The following is a 15613-nucleotide window of genomic DNA, read 5'->3' as shown; positions in this document are numbered from 1 at the left end:
TGTTTTTTTTAATTTTAGATCAGTGCAAAATCTAAAGAGTATCTCTTTCTACCTCCATACCTTCCCGGTCTTTCCGCCTATAAACAAAGGTTTTTTACTCTGCAATCTTTCTGCTATTTCCTCTGTCTCTTCGATAAGTCCTTCCACATAATTCATCCGTTCTTCCATCAATTTAGGGTGGATTTGAAATCCTAATTTGGTCATTTGAATGGATAAACCAACCAATAGCGCATTAATTCTATAAGCTAGGGTCTGTAAATGTACAACGTCCTTTTTATGGTATTTGCCACTAATTGGGTCTTTGGAAAATTCCTCCAACGCATCATAAGACTGCGCTAAAGAAGCTTGAGTGAACTTTCGCATTAAACGTAAATCGTAATAATTCAGATTTTGAGATGCATAGCCTTCTTGGATTTTTTGGAGGTAAGTTCTAAAATGTTCCACTAAGGAATGGGTATTCTGTTGAATAGAACGGTAATGATTGATTGGGATTGCTAAACAGCCTAATACAGCGAATATGGAACCCAAAAGCGTAAATGCAACCCGACTACCCAATATGTCGACTAATTTGCCCTCATACATATGTTGGCCTAAAAGTATGGTTATAGTAATGAAAATCACACAAACCAAGTAATTAGGACGGTTGAATAGTAGAAATAAATATAAACAGACAATGGCAATGACCAATAAACTAATGGGGTCTGTAATCAAGAACAAGATTAAAAAACTTAAGCCAATACCGATTAAGGAGCCTATTATCCGTTGGTAGTTGCGTTTCTGTGTATTGTTGTAACTTGGTCTTGCGACTAAGATAATAGTCAACAGGATCCAAGATGCATAGCGGAATTCAGGTAAATAATAGCCTATAAGTCCACCGAGCATTAATAATACAGCCATTCTAACGGCGTATGAGAAGATTGCCGACTTGAAGGTAAGATTGTTCCATATAGTTCCTAATCCTGCCTTAGGAGCGATGAAATCCTTGAAATTCTTGCTTTCTACCCAGCTTTGGTCAGATTGAACCTCTTTTGCTTCAAGTTGAAGTAAAATGGAGGAAACTTGACGTAATTGTTTGCAGATGGACTGAATCAACTCCTGTTTCTCAAAATTACCCTCATGTTTCTTGGATTCCAGTTGTTGTAATAAACCATCCAATTCTTGCCTCTTTGGGAAACACACATCAGAACTTCGCTTCCATAAAGATAATTGTGCTGTCTCCTCAGACAATAAAATCAAAGATCGACGTACGATAGCTAGGGTTTCATCTCCTTTGAGAACCTCTCGAACCTGCTCATAATCATTGTCTACTGCCATGAGCAATTCGTAAAGATCAATAAGTTGATATAATTTAGCCAACCATAACTTACTTGCTTGATCATCCTCTGAAAAAAGCTTTTTATCACGTAATAGGAGGGATCTTACTGCTTCTAATTGATCACTCACTTTGGTATGAAGGGCTGAAAGGTTTTTATACGTCTGCGCTAATGGTACTTGTTCATCATAACAATCTACCTTTAAGCGGATAAGATTCGCCATTTGTTGGATTCCTCCAGCAACCGCAAAACGTAAGGATCGAAATGGAAAACTATAGACTTGGATTAAGCTAACAGCAAAAAAGAAGATCGCACCTGCTGTAACCGCTATTGTGAATGCCCAAGGATCTTCAGGACGTAAGCCTATTGTAAAACTGGCAACTATCAATCCTAAATTTCCAACGACATTAATCCGAAAACCTAATAAAGCAATTAAAGTATATATAAAACCAAATAAGCCCAATAGAGGAATAATAATCCAAGAGTGCGCATGTAAAGCTGAAGAAATCGAAATTGCGGTAATAAAGAATATAGGAATACAGAATAAACTGGTTTTAACCTTATCCCTTTTGTTGCCAGGAAGGTCTGTCAAAGCGGACAATAAAATACCTACGGCAAAAGCAATAGCAAAGTGGGAATCATAAAAAAAGAATAAAAATACACTTGGAAGAAGGATAACTAATATATTCCTTAATGCATCCTGACTAGACTCTAATTTTAAAAATGGTAATATCTTACCGAAAATAGTTTGTGTCAAATTATTGTATTGTTATTCTGTGTTTTATGGCTGCAAAAATAACAAAAATTAAATTTATAAAAATATTATATGGTCATTTAAATGTAGTTTGATATTTTATTTTGTTAATAGGCGAAACATAAGTCGGATACCACTGAATATTCCGATTTCAATAATTCTAAAGGAAATATTGTTTGGCTTGAACTATACCAATTGGCTAAATGGTTCAATTAATAGGTTGAAATATTCGATGTTATGTAATAAAAGAAACCCCTATTTTACGAATAGAATAGGGGTTTCAATGCTTTTTTATTGAAAATTCATTCTTTGTATCCGAACAGCATTCAGAATTGCCAATAGAGATACACCCACATCGGCGAATACAGCTTCCCACATGTTGGCTAGTCCACCTGCACCTAAAATCAGTACAATGGCTTTTACAACAAAAGCTAATGTAATGTTCTGCCAAACAATCTTCTTGGTTTGTTTTCCAATACGAATAGCCATAGGAATTTTCGAAGGTCTATCATCTTGGATGACTACATCTGCCGTTTCAATTGTGGCATCAGAACCTAGTCCACCCATTGCCATTCCCACGTCACTGAGTGCTACAACTGGAGCATCATTCACACCATCTCCAACAAAAGCAACACGTTGGTTGCTTGCTTTTATTTCCTTGACCTTATTTACTTTATCTTCTGGTAATAAATCGCCGTAAGCTTGGTCTATTCCCAATTCTTTAGCGACTTCATCAACCACGGTAGACTTATCCCCACTTAGCATTGTTGCCTTTACATTCATGCGATGTAAATCCTGAATTGTTTTTGCAGCATCGGCTTTGATGCTGTCTGCTATGGTCAGATAACCTACAAATTCACCGCCCATTGCCACTGCAATGGTCGTATAAACAATACTCTTTGGGTCCAAATCATAGCTAATGCCAAACTTATCCATAAGTTTGAAATTACCAACTAAGAGTTCTTTCCCATCAATATCTGCCTTTAAACCATGTCCTGCTATTTCTTCTATTTGCTGTAAGTTAATCTGATGATCAATTTCACCAACATACTCATGAATTGCTGTTGCAACGGGGTGGGTACTATGGCTTTCTAGTACATTGACATACTCTAATAGCTGATTTTGATCAAATTTTGTGTTGAAATGTACTTCCTGTACTTTGAAAACACCTTCTGTCATTGTTCCAGTCTTATCCATGACCACATGTTGAATAGTGGCAAGACTATCTAAGAAATTAGAACCTTTAAATAATATACCATTTCGACTTGCTGCACCAATACCGCCAAAATATCCTAACGGAATGGAAATAACTAGAGCACAAGGGCAGGAGATAACCAAGAAAATTAAGGATCGATAGAGCCAATCTGTAAACACATAATCTTTCACAAACAAGGCCGGTAATAAGCAAATTGCGATGGCTAGGAATACCACAATAGGAGTATAAACCTTTGCAAACTTTCTAATGAATAATTCGGTTGGGGCTTTCTGAGAACTAGCATGCTGCACCATTTCCAATATTTTACTCAATTTACTGTCTTCGTAAGCTGCTGTAACTTTAACCTCTGCGACACTTTGAAGGTTGATCATTCCCGCTAATACTGTTTCGCCGTTATATTTGCTGTCTGGTTTGCTCTCACCGGTTAATGCTGCGGTATTAAAGGAGGCTTGTTCGCTTATTAACTGTCCATCTAACCCTAACTTTTCTCCGGGTTTAAGCAAGATCACATCCCCAATCCTCACTTGGGCAGCTTTCATAGTTTTAGGTGTCTTATCGACTAACACGGTAACTTCATCCGGTCTTTGATCTAATAAGGCTTTAATATTTCCTTTTGCCCGACTAACTGCTAAGGTTTGGAAAACCTCACCAACGGAATAGAATAACATCACGGCTACGCCTTCAGGGTATTCTTTAATGGCAAATGCACCTATGGTAGCAATACCCATTAAGAAAAATTCAGAAAATACATCGCCTTTTTTGATGCTTTCCCATGCTTCTTTCAGTACCGGGAAACCTACAGGTATGTAGGCTAATAGATACCAGCCCAAACGAATATAGTCCTTAAACCAGGCTTGAGGAATCAGATAGTCAAATGCTAGACCTGTCAATAATAGCACTAATGATATGGCTGGCCACTTAAAGAGATCCAATTTAGAGCCTTCGATATGCTCATGATTATGACCATCATCTTCACCATGCTCATGATCATCTTTACCAGCAGCTTTTTCTTTGCCAATGGCTGTGTTATTTATTCGATCACTGATTTCGCAGCATGAATCTTCATTATTTAATTTTTGATGGTTTTTATCCTTCATATATTAATCCCTTTTTAATAGATGTTTAGTATGATATGGTTCAATTTGCCATTCGGCAATTTTAAACCTGTTTAAGCTCCTGCTGCTGACAGCGTAAAAGAACCTTATTAATTTAATAGATTCCTTTTATAATTTCAATTATTCAGCCAAAAGATGAGTTTTTTATGATGTGAATATTATATTTTATTGTAAATGAATAAAATAAAGATGTTAATTAATGTGAATGTCTATCAGCAGCTGTGGGTTTTACATTGAAGAAAAGGGCTCTTTTTACTATAGTTTTGCTACCCTTTTTGCAAATTTCAGAACTGGAGTGATAGCAGTATAGTCCTGGAGACTTACCTTATTCCGTTTAGCACGATTAAATGTTTAATTTTTAAAAAATTCACACGGAGGCTTCATTTCAAGGCTGCAAATGAAAGCATAATCTTAATTACTAAATCAATGATTGATAAGTAATGTTTTTGAATTCAGTAAATTAAACCTTTGGAGGAAGCCAGATGGAATCTGGGTAAATGGAACTGATTAATGTGTTTTCAAACAGTTTGGGAATATGGAGGTTTCTTTCAAACGGTTTTTCCAATTCTAAGAAATCCAAGTGAAACTCAGATAAAGCAATGCCACAGCAGGAACAGGTGCAAAACGCCGTACAAGTGTCCTTTTCATGGTTATGATCCTGATGTTGATCATTGGCGTCTGTAGAATGGGAATGCCCAATATGACGACTTGTAGAGCTGCTTGGCGTTGTATTTTCATCATATAAATGGTCGCTGCAAGGCACAAAGTGTAAAGCCAATACATAGAGCATTAATATAGTTGAAAATATCTTCATCTATAACAAATGTAATTATAAATCAATAAATACCAATGGATTATAGTGAGATTTCTAAATAAATCATATCAAAAACAAATACGATCCCTTCCAATAAAATAGGCCATTCTGATTGACAGATTGGCCCATTTTTTTATTAATATATAGTGTGCGATTGCCTTAAATTGCTGATGCTCCAGCTTCCGCTACTGCATGGTCATCTTCAACGGTGCTTCCACTCACGCCTACAGCTCCAATGATTTCTCCTGCTGCATTCTTAAGCACTACACCTCCTGGAAAGGTAATAAGACCATTGTTTGAATGTTCAATGTTGTACAAAGATCCGCCTGGTTGAGATAATTTACCAATCTCACCGGTATTCATATTGAAATATCTCGCTGTTCTAGCTTTTTTCTGGGAGATATCAATCGAACCCAACCAAGCATCGTCCATTTTATTAAACGCTACTAAATTGGTGCCTGCATCTACTACAGCGATGTTCATCTTTACACCTAATTCTTCAGATTTTTTCAATGCAGCATCAATTACTTTTCTTGCTCCCTCTAATGTGATGTTATTCATAGTTCTATGTTATTTGTGATTTCATAAATTTATTTCATTTCAAACAGAAAGCATGATACTATCGTTTCAATATATAATAAGATAGTTTCATTACGAATAAAGAAGAATTATACTATTTTAGGGAATCCATTATGGTTGAACCAATGAATCACACAATTGACTTATTAGCTATTCAGACTCCTGAACACCTTCGTGAAGGGCTGGAACATCAAACACGATTTGATGGAGGGCTTTTTGAAGTCAATATTTTTGAAACTTTCCAATCCTCCACCAAGGTGCGCATTCAATATGCCGGACTTAGTATCTCCAGTATGATTCGAGGCTATAAAATTGTATATGGAAAGGATGGAAGGAAAATTAAATTTACTCCAGGTACTTCTTTGGTACTTCCAGCTGAGGAGCAGATTTATGCTGATTTTCCGGAAGCAGATGCACGTAATCCGGTTCAATGTGCTACGATCTTAATTCCTAAAGAAACAGTGGAACGATTGATGTTGGAATTGGAAAAGCAATATCCGGAGGGTAATTGGCAATTTGATTTTGCAAATTATCACTTCCAGAACGACTCTGCTTTCGTACGTGCCATCAATGAGTTGCTGCAATTGGCTAGTGAGGAACGTTTGCAGATTCCTTTAAGTGAGGTTTTATTAAAGTCCTTATTTATACGATTATTGAATGCCCAACGGGAATATGTGCAAGAACAGACCGTCTTCCGTAAGAATAATCCCATGTTGCAAATAAAGCAATACATTCAGGAACATATTGATCAAGATTTAAGCTTGGAAAAACTCATGGAAATAGGCAACTGTAGCAAAAGTACCTTGCATCGGCTTTTTGAAAGCTATTGCTCCAAAACTCCAGGGGCCTATATTTTACAGGAACGCATGCTTTTAGCTTCTAATCTTTTGCTACATCCTGAATTCAGTATCTCTGATGTGGCCTATAAAACGGGTTTTAGTTCCCTCAGTTATTTCGCCAAACAATTTAGAACATTCCACGGCTGTACAGCAGGAGATTTTAAAAAGAAGTTTGGACATTAAAACCGCCATTTTAAACCCGTTTTTATCCCTAAGACCGTTATTCGATCTGGATAATTACCCTCCGAGAATAAAATGATAGAATTAGCCTTTACAAATGGCTCTACAAATAAACCAAAATTGGATGTGAAATAATATTGCCCCCCAATTCCAGCATACAATCCAATACCATTTTGCTTATCTACATATTGGTCATTTCCTTGTAATTGGAAATGAAAATTAGGACCAGCGTGTGCATAAAAGTATTTACCAAGATCCATGGATAATAATACAGGTACCTCCAATAGGCTTAAGTCTATGCTATCCCGAAATACAGGTTTGCTTGGATCAACGATGGCTCCTCTCAAATCAATCTTAAATTTGGCGTATTCAAAGCCGGTATTTATGGAAAATAACCTCGAAATTTTATATTTAATCTTGGCATCTATGGCAAAATAAGAATAGCTATCTTTTGACGAACTTCCATCTAATCGTTCTCTTGGGCCAACATTTTGTTCTGCTAGTGGTGTAATACCTATGGAAATTTCAATTGGATGATTTTTGTTTTCTTGTGCTTGAATCGTCAGATTGCATAAAAATAGCCCCAGGATAAGTCCTAAAGCACGAATGGGTAAATTTACTTTCATAGGTTTTCAAATCTAGTTTTATTTTGAACGAAAATACCAAAGTCTTTGCTACAGAAAGAAAACAATATTTCTTTTCCCGTAAAATCTTCTGTTTTGTTAAATGCAAGTCCAACTAGTTTCTTTGTTTTTAATACTTGCTTCGGTCTTCGTTTCCTTATGTTTTGTCTCCTATGCAATAACAATATCTCAAATCTCATGTCCCAGGTCTAATATCTATTTTCTATCCAATCCCTTTCTATTTCTGGTGTCTTTTGTCTAGTATCTAAGGTCTCTCACTGAGGTTTCATTCGAGACTCTAACGGATCTCCTTCGGAACTCCTTCGGATCTTGTTCGGATCTCGTTCGGTTCCGACCGAACGAGATCCGAACAAGATCCATAGCAGATGCTTACAAAATCCTTTAGACTCTCGAAGCAATTTAGAAGAAAATACAGACTTGACTAGACCCAAACCTTTACAAATCATGGAAGAAAACTGCTGTTGGATTTCGCTTTTTAGCTATAAATAACTAATTTCATAAGGAAAGTCAACCTTATGAAAAACCTTATTCGTTCTACCTACCTCATTCTCTTCCTTACAGTTTTCCAGTTTTCAGCTGTTCAAGCACAGAAAAAACAGAAAATGGAATTGATTATTTTCGATACAGACATGGGAAATGATATTGATGATGTTCTTGCTTTGGATATGTTGTATAAATATGCAGACCAAGGGAAGATTAAGTTGTTGGGGATTATGAATAATAAAGGTTCTGCCTATTCTACTCGATTAATTGATTTGCTTTCTACTTGGTATGGATATGGGAAGGTTCCTATTGGCAAGATTGAAAGTGGAGTGTTAATCGATGATTATGCCGATTATAGTAAAAACATGGTGCAATTGAATGATTCTACTAATCGTTATAAATATTCTGTCAAACAGCATGATCAGTTGCTTCCTGCGCATGAGTTATATCGAAAGATACTAGCAAAGCAAGCAGATGGATCGGTAACTGTAGTTTCTGTGGGTTTTTCCACCAACCTAGCAAGACTATTACAGAGCGGACCTGATAAGTACAGTAAACTGGATGGAAAAGCTTTGGTAGCCAAGAAAGTTAAGTTACTCTCTATCATGGCAGGTTCATTTGGCGATAAAAAACGTGCAGAATTTAATGTGATTCACGATATACCTGCTGCCAGGTATACTCTAGCTAATTGGCCCGGAGAAATAGTATTATCTCCTTTTGAAGTTGGTAAGCAAGTCGTTTATCCGGGGGCCAGTATCCAAGAAGATTTTCAATGGGCAACACATCACCCCTTAGTGGATGCCTATAAACGCTATCGACCTTTTCCTTACAATCGTCCTACCTGGGACTTAACTTCGGTTTATTATATCGGTGAAAAAGAAAACAGCCTTTTGGACAAATCCAAACCCGGCATTTTGACCATAAATGAACAAGGATATACCGATTTTGTGGAAAATCCACAGGCCATACATTATGTACTCTCCATTCAAAAACAACACATTGAACCTCTAAAAACCTACTTTAAGGATCTCATTCGTCAAAAACCTAAAGCTTATAGGAAATAAGTAATTACTAATAATTGGAATGATTCATCTTGGAATAATGGTTTAGGAATAAAATTAAAAGAGGAAATAACCTATCTACTCACCAAATGCAACCACTTAAATTAACCCTAATCCTTTATAAATAAATAGTACAGGATAAGTAAAATCAATCCAATCGCTTGAGCCATTATACCAATAGTTCTAATCTTAGAATATAGAGGTGTATCATTTTTATTTTCCCATATAAGCATTCTAAACGCCAGATATGCTATTAACATGAAGCAACAAATAGCAACAATTGACTCAAGAGTATTCATAACCAAAAATAAAATTCAAATGCGAATGCAAACAAAATGTGAGAGATAAAATTTATAGGACTCCGCACCGGTTGAAAATGGGGCTATGTGGATTTAAAAAGAGTAAACGACAATAGACGAGGTGTTTAATGGTATTACATTTGGGTTGGCACTCATGATATTGAAGATGAAGGAATGCATTGGGTATATTAAATCAACGATTAAATAATACTCCAAAATCAATGATTTTCACCACAAAATTTTACTCTTTTTGTTATATTTGGTTAGCAAACCAGTTATTACATGAAAGTTTTTCATCTATTCATTTGGATGATTTTGTTTGGTTTTACCTCAACCTACGGGGCAGAACCACTTAGGCTTCCTGGGGCCAATGATATCCGTATTATCCCTTATTTATCGGAATATATAGATTGCAGCTGTTCTGAAAATGCTTCAGAGGTTCTAAAAAAATGGAAAGCTGGACAGTTTAAAAAGTTATCAGGTGCTACAGTTGTGAATAAAGGGGTGACAGATTGTGTGCATTGGTTTGCGCTTCATGTCATCAATGATTCCAAGTATAGAGAGAACTACCTGTGGAGTTTTTATAATGATGGAATAAAATTTAATGTATTTGAACTGGATAGTCTAGGGAATAAAATCATTCGATCGACTCAAGGTTCGCACTTTCAACGACTTTCAGAACGTGATGTTCCCATACGCCCAGTGTCCTTTGAATTTCCAATGGAAGCTGCGGAAGAAAAGGTCTTTTTATTACGCACAGAAGTTTTTGGACGGCAGAATCTCTATTTCCCGACAGACATCAGTACAAAAAGTGATATCCTAATTTATGAACTTGGCTTTTCTTTTCTGTTAGGGCGGTATTTTGGTTTCTTCTTCTTCGCCATAGTTTTTAATCTCTGCTTGTTTTTAATTTTAAAAAAACGCTTTTATGCGATGATGCTTGGTTATATTTCATCACTTCTCGCATTTAATATGATTGAATACTTGCACGATGTTTATGTCATTCCTGATGGATTATATGCTGTTTGGACACAAATCCCTAAACTCACATTTCTTGCGCTTACCCTCTATTTTAACGTGTATGTGTTTATGACTTTTGTTCAACAGAAGAAGTATTTTCCGAATTTGAGCAAAAAGTTGATTCTATTGAATAAATTGGTGTTATCTGCTACTTTGATTTATCTGCTTTTGCACTTTGCACTAAATAGTAATACCTATTTAGTACGTGTCTTTCAGTTAATTTTCGCAGCGCTTTTGTTGACACAAACTGCCTTTTTGTTGGTCAATATCTGGTATTGTATTAAAGGTAAATCGCCATATATCTTTCATTATTTATTGGGGAATAGCTTGATATTCCTTTCGGTTGTCATGTACCTACTGAATACGTTTGACATCTTCTATTTTCCTCAATTTGTTAGGCCAGGCAATATCATTTTTGCATTTTCAGTGGAGATTATTTACCTCATGATTGTATTCTCTGTGAAGTATAAACAAGATTTTGATCATTTTGTAGCTGATTTAGCTTTTGCTGAAAACAAAAGAAGGATGCTGGCTCTAGAATTAGTAATGATTCAAGAAAAGGAAAGATCTCGGATAGCACAAGATATACACGATGGTATTGGCGGCACCTTGCAAGGATTAAGATTGTTGTTATCTGCTGAACAGCTACAACAAAAGAACAAAGTTCAGGAAATGCTTAAAGATATCAACGGCGATTTTAAGAGGCTGATTCATCAATTGGCACCGAAAAACTTGAAGAGTCTTGGTTTATGTGGTTCCATTCAGCATGATGCTTTAACTTATGGCTCAGTGCCAAAAATTGAATTGCAATGTTTTGGGGATGAAAAGGTCATGCCTTTTGATATGAAAATACATTTGTTCAGAATCTACCAGGAATTGATAACAAATGCTTTAAAACATGCTATAGGCGTAACACTCATCGAAGTGGATTTAGCGATAGATGATCATGAAGTTCGTTTGTTAGTTCAAGATAATGGGCAGGGAGTCGCAACATGTATGCCTGAAAATGGTAATGGGATAGGGATGCATAGTATTCGTTCAAGGGTAGATTATTACCGTGGGACATTTGATTTTTATTTAACAAAAAGTGGCTGTAGTGCTCAGGTAATAATTCCGTTTAAAACCAACGTAGATAAGATATGATGATAAAGCTGATAAACATTGATAACCATAAATTGTTTAGTGACGGGCTTCGAGCTATCATTTCTCAAGAGAAGGATATGTTGTTTTTAGAGGCATATTCAGATGGCAAGGATATGAAAGATCGCCTTAGATTGCATGAACCTGATATGGTTCTCTTGGATATGTATTTGAATGAAAAGTCAGGTATTGCCATAGCTAAGGAGATTAAAAAAATAAGACCGAAAACCAAAATCATTATTCTTTCCTTAGAGGTGAACCCCGTATTTACTGCTGAACTAGAAGAAATAGGAGTAGAAGGTTATATTTCCAAAGAATTGGATTCGGTGGATCTACTAGCTGTTATTCGTAAGGTTTATGCTGGTCAGACACAATATAGCCATGATATTTTACAGAATTCCAACTCAGTGACCGTGATGGTGAATGATTTTGGTTTAACTTATCGTGAACTCGAGATTTACCAATATATCAAAGAAGGTAAATCAAGTCAAGAGATTGCAGAACTGTTGCATCGTAGTGTCATGACTATCCGTACCCACAGAAAGAATATTAGACAAAAACTGAAAACGAAAATTAGAAATCAAGGTGATTTTTTTGATTATTAATTTTTACCTTGCTGAACCCGGTATTTTTGAATGCTATTGATTAAAAGTAGATACTATCCTGGTGTAAGGTCTACTTTTTAGCATAATCAACCCGAGAAAGCATGGAAAAAGAAATACAAGTAAAGAATAAGTTGGAGCGAAGTCTTAGTCTTAAGGTTGCAGCTTTTGACCAAAGTAAATCGAATACAAAGCCACATAAACATAATGGCTACTTGGAACTTGTATTATTGACGAAAACTTCTGGTAAACATGTAATTGATGGGAGGGTATTCAAAATTGAAACGCCTTGCCTACTCGTGATAAGGCAAGATAATGTACATCATTGGGATTTGGAAAAACCCATCTTAGGCTATGTATTGTTATTAAAGAGACACTTTGTAGATGCAAGTTATGATCCTGAACTCAATATGCTTTTGGATCAACTCGTTAAATTGGATATGCTGCCAATACTTAACGTCAAAGTAGTGGAGACTATTTTTCAGTTATTGATGAATGAAACAAATAAGACCTGTCAAGAGGGATTATTTAAGGCTTTAATCGCAAAATTATTGGAAGCCAATTCTACTTCTCCTAGACGAGCTGAATTACCGGATAATTTATACAAGCGTTTTACAAAATTACTGCGTGAGGATGTACATCCTGTAAATCATGTTGCGCACTATGCAGAGAAATTGCATACCAGCCCGCAGAATTTGAATGCAGCCTGCAAGAGAGAAGCTTCTAAAACAGCTTCTGATGTACTTGCAGACTACTTGATCCAAGAAGCAAAGCGACTGTTGATCTATACTGGTAAGAGTATTTCCGAAGTAGCCTTTGATTTAGGCTTCTCCGATAAGTCAAATTTCTCGAAATACTTTAAACGTTATACCCTTCAAAGTCCCAAAGACTTTCGCCATGAAAACCTTAAAATTCCTTTTCACCAAACTCACTCTTAGGCAATTTCAGGATTTGATTCAATCGTTGAAGATTGATGTTTAAATTAATTAAGAATACGTTTTTCTCATACACATAGTTCGTCGTGGTATAAAAATCGGGAGCATAGGTGCTGATACGTTGTTCATTTACTCCCCATTTACCTAACTCTATATTTTGCCATTGCAATTGTGCTGTCATGGTACCTCGTAAGAATTGCTTGCTGAGATTAAAATGAGGCGTCACGAATTTGGAATCCATCCCTTGAACTGTAGGTCTTTCAGAAATGTAATTTACCTGTAACCCTGTGCTCCAGCCCTTAGAAAGATTGGCCTGCAATCCTGAATTGATGGAATACACCCAATCTTGGTTAGATCGGATATTTTCGTAATCTAATACTTTCCCGGAAACCTTATAATGATAAGCATTAGCTCCTAAATTAAATTGTAGCCAAGGCAATAGTTTGGTATTAGTACCTGCTTCAATTCCCCAACGTTTTGCATAATCTGCATTGCTGAATACGCGATGAAGAATGCTGTCGGCATAAACCGAGTTTACACGTTGAATGGGGTTCTTACTGTGTTGAAAATAAGCATTAAGGAATGCAGATCCTTTTGAGAATGTTTTGACGACTCCTGTTTCTACATTGCTGATGAATTCTGGTAAAAGTTCAGGATCTCCTTGTTCCAATGTTTCGGAATGCTCTCTTTCTGGTATGGGATTCAATTCGAAATTGTTATTTCTTTGCACCCGACGTGCTGCCGCAACTTTCCAAGACCATCCTTGACCTAAATCATGCATGAGGCTCATCGATGGGTATAATTGATGGATGGAGTAGGGGAACTTTTCATTCGTATGCAGCAATACTAAATCTCGATTATAGTATTCATAACGTAATCCAAGACTATATTGTGTTTTATCGCCTTTACGTTCATATTGGCTATATACAGCATGAACGATATTGTCAGCATTCATCCTACCAGAGAACTCGGTGTTGAGAATAGGGTTGTTTTTCCCTCCAATAGATTCGTAATATTCAAAATTGCCTTTTTGTAAATCTTGCCTTAATTGGTACCCGGATGTTAAACTACTATTCTCCCAATTCCATTTATGTTGGGCAGTTAATCTTAAACCCTTAAGCGGATTGGTATAGGTACTCCTTGTCCATTGTATGGTGTCTGCTTGCCCGTGTATGTTGGAGTTAAGTGTCGATCCATGAATATCGGCGTATTCGTAGATAGCTCCTAAGGATAATCCATGCGCTTCATTGATTTGGTATTGATAATTAAAGTCAATCAAATAAAACTCGCCCTGTTTATTTTGAAGGTTAGGGTTATGGTAGTCAAGTCTTTGCAATTCATTTCCTGTAGATGGCTGTATCGTCCGATTGTTGTAATAAATATCCGCTAAGCGATCTTGGAAACGTTTTGAAGCAAGTAGACCTAAATCAAATCGATGTTTCTCCGAAGCTTGGTAAGAACCATTTAAACGTAATCCATAATTATACTTGTCAAAGCTTCTTTCACCTTTTGATGGAAAGAAAGTTTGTTTATCTCCAATGATAGTATTTACATCGCCATCTCGGAAGCCTGCATTGTCATTTCTTAAGTAATTGGCGGAGCCATTCAATTCCAGTTTATCTTTCTTCAATTGAAAGGCAATATCGGCACCATATCGTTGTTGTTTTTCGAGATTGTCATAATCGTGGATACTCGGCAATCCTCCTTGAAGATTCATGTACCAAGAGAAACCATTTACCTGCTTTGTTTTGGTTTTAATATTGATCATTCCCGCCTTTCCATCCGGGTCGAATTGTGCTGATGGATTGGAGATATATTCTACCTCAGAGACATCATTTGCTGCTATCTGAACTAATATGGTAGCTGGATCCATCAGAGATGGCTTTCCGTTTATTAAGACTATTAAGCCAGCATTTCCACGAATGCTAATATTTCCTTGGGCATCCACTGAGGCTGCTGGAAGGTTTTTCACAATATCCAATGCCGTTCCTCCAACAGCATTTTTATATTGATTGGCTTGGTAAACTTGTTTGTCTGCCAAGTGTTTCTGAGCAGGGTCAGCTCCTAAAATACGAACTGTTTCAATGGATTCAGTACTTGGTGAGAGCCATATTGTTGAAAATAGTTTTTCTTTCTCCCCATGTATTTGAAAGGGAATACGTTTTTGTTGATAGCCAATGAATTTTACTAAGAGGACATAGTTTCCATTTTGCGTGTTAGGGATCGTGAAATCACCTAATGAATCAGTCATGACACCATTTATTATTTGGTTATTATGATCCAGTACTGCAACACTGACGTATGCAATGGGTTCCTTACTAATGGAATCTTGTACTTGGCCTTTGATTTGATGCTGCTGCCCAAAAAGACTGCTGCTAATTAATAAGAAATAGGTTAGGTATAGGAGTTTATTCACAATAATTTTATTTTTTGTAAAAATATAAAAGATGTTGATTTTGAGGTTGGAAGTAGAGAATTATACCACTCTATTTTCAAATAGACCTGGATTTGCGCTAATTGAGAATAATTAATATTGTAATTCATTAATCTATAAAAACCCCAAAGTATTAAAGGATAAAAAAAATAGTGAATACTGGGGCTTACACACTACTAATGGCA

11 protein-coding genes are annotated in these 15613 nt (G+C 36.3%); 5 read left to right on the top strand and 6 right to left on the bottom strand.

Translation table 11 applies throughout. The features are described from left to right. Nucleotides 1-48: 48 nt before the first annotated feature. The 4 genes from ABD676_RS00615 to ABD676_RS00600 form a co-directional block, all read right to left on the bottom strand. Nucleotides 49-2070 (bottom strand): FUSC family protein, encoded by a 2022-nt coding sequence (locus ABD676_RS00615; RefSeq protein ID WP_344672746.1) that lies wholly within the window; start codon nucleotides 2068-2070, stop codon nucleotides 49-51. A gap of 288 nt (nucleotides 2071-2358) precedes the next feature. After that, nucleotides 2359-4380, bottom strand: a complete 2022-nt coding sequence (locus ABD676_RS00610) for a heavy metal translocating P-type ATPase (protein WP_344672745.1) — start codon at nucleotides 4378-4380, stop codon at nucleotides 2359-2361. Between the two features lie 478 nt (nucleotides 4381-4858). Then, on the bottom strand, nucleotides 4859-5212 hold the full coding sequence (locus tag ABD676_RS00605; protein WP_344672744.1) for a hypothetical protein: 354 nt from the start codon (nucleotides 5210-5212) through the stop codon (nucleotides 4859-4861). 159 nt (nucleotides 5213-5371) lie between these two features. Then, nucleotides 5372-5773, bottom strand: coding sequence for a GlcG/HbpS family heme-binding protein (locus tag ABD676_RS00600; protein WP_344672743.1), 402 nt, complete (start codon nucleotides 5771-5773; stop codon nucleotides 5372-5374). Nucleotides 5774-5916: 143 nt separating this feature from the next. Between ABD676_RS00600 and ABD676_RS00595 the strand changes: the two genes are divergently transcribed. After that, nucleotides 5917-6813: a helix-turn-helix domain-containing protein gene (locus ABD676_RS00595; protein ID WP_344672742.1), complete on the top strand. Its 897-nt coding sequence runs from the start codon at nucleotides 5917-5919 to the stop codon at nucleotides 6811-6813. Here the strand turns inward: ABD676_RS00595 and ABD676_RS00590 are convergent. Beyond that, nucleotides 6810-7436, bottom strand: coding sequence for an outer membrane beta-barrel protein (locus tag ABD676_RS00590; protein ID WP_344672741.1), 627 nt, complete (start codon nucleotides 7434-7436; stop codon nucleotides 6810-6812). The genes ABD676_RS00595 and ABD676_RS00590 overlap by 4 nt on opposite strands. Nucleotides 7437-7969: 533 nt before the next feature. Between ABD676_RS00590 and ABD676_RS00585 the strand changes: the two genes are divergently transcribed. The 4 genes from ABD676_RS00585 (at nucleotide 7970) to ABD676_RS00570 (ending at nucleotide 12997) form a co-directional block, all read left to right on the top strand. Next, complete coding sequence (locus tag ABD676_RS00585; protein ID WP_344672740.1) at nucleotides 7970-9001, top strand: nucleoside hydrolase; 1032 nt, start codon at nucleotides 7970-7972, stop codon at nucleotides 8999-9001. 578 nt (nucleotides 9002-9579) lie between these two features. Beyond that, nucleotides 9580-11460 carry an ATP-binding protein gene (locus ABD676_RS00580; protein ID WP_344672739.1) on the top strand — a complete coding sequence of 627 codons (1881 nt, stop codon included), beginning with the start codon at nucleotides 9580-9582 and terminating at the stop codon, nucleotides 11458-11460. After that, the gene (locus ABD676_RS00575) at nucleotides 11457-12062 is read left to right on the top strand and encodes a response regulator (protein WP_344672738.1); all 606 of its coding nucleotides are present in this window, start codon (nucleotides 11457-11459) and stop codon (nucleotides 12060-12062) included. Before ABD676_RS00580 ends, ABD676_RS00575 begins: the two co-directional genes overlap by 4 nt. A gap of 101 nt (nucleotides 12063-12163) precedes the next feature. Next, nucleotides 12164-12997 carry a helix-turn-helix domain-containing protein gene (locus ABD676_RS00570; protein ID WP_344672737.1) on the top strand — a complete coding sequence of 278 codons (834 nt, stop codon included), beginning with the start codon at nucleotides 12164-12166 and terminating at the stop codon, nucleotides 12995-12997. On the opposite strand, the gene ABD676_RS00565 is transcribed toward ABD676_RS00570, so the two are convergent. Next, nucleotides 12966-15410 carry a TonB-dependent receptor gene (locus ABD676_RS00565; protein WP_344672736.1) on the bottom strand — a complete coding sequence of 815 codons (2445 nt, stop codon included), beginning with the start codon at nucleotides 15408-15410 and terminating at the stop codon, nucleotides 12966-12968. The genes ABD676_RS00570 and ABD676_RS00565 overlap by 32 nt on opposite strands. Between the last annotated feature and the right edge of the window lie 203 nt (nucleotides 15411-15613).

This window comes from Sphingobacterium kyonggiense (genome assembly GCF_039536825.1).
Taxonomy (GTDB): domain Bacteria; phylum Bacteroidota; class Bacteroidia; order Sphingobacteriales; family Sphingobacteriaceae; genus Sphingobacterium; species Sphingobacterium kyonggiense.
This window is presented reverse-complemented; position numbering and strand designations above follow the sequence as displayed.

Bases quoted from the DNA above. Each gene is read 5' to 3' on its own strand.
- ABD676_RS00610 (WP_344672745.1), bottom strand. From the start codon at position 4,380: ATGAAGGATAAAAACCATCAAAAATTAAATAATGAAGATTCATGCTGC.
- ABD676_RS00605 (WP_344672744.1), bottom strand. From the start codon at position 5,212: ATGAAGATATTTTCAACTATATTAATGCTCTATGTATTGGCTTTACAC.
- ABD676_RS00600 (WP_344672743.1), bottom strand. From the start codon at position 5,773: ATGAATAACATCACATTAGAGGGAGCAAGAAAAGTAATTGATGCTGCA.
- ABD676_RS00595 (WP_344672742.1), top strand. From the start codon at position 5,917: ATGAATCACACAATTGACTTATTAGCTATTCAGACTCCTGAACACCTT.
- ABD676_RS00590 (WP_344672741.1), bottom strand. From the start codon at position 7,436: ATGAAAGTAAATTTACCCATTCGTGCTTTAGGACTTATCCTGGGGCTA.
- ABD676_RS00585 (WP_344672740.1), top strand. From the start codon at position 7,970: ATGAAAAACCTTATTCGTTCTACCTACCTCATTCTCTTCCTTACAGTT.
- ABD676_RS00580 (WP_344672739.1), top strand. From the start codon at position 9,580: ATGAAAGTTTTTCATCTATTCATTTGGATGATTTTGTTTGGTTTTACC.
- ABD676_RS00575 (WP_344672738.1), top strand. From the start codon at position 11,457: ATGATGATAAAGCTGATAAACATTGATAACCATAAATTGTTTAGTGAC.
- ABD676_RS00570 (WP_344672737.1), top strand. From the start codon at position 12,164: ATGGAAAAAGAAATACAAGTAAAGAATAAGTTGGAGCGAAGTCTTAGT.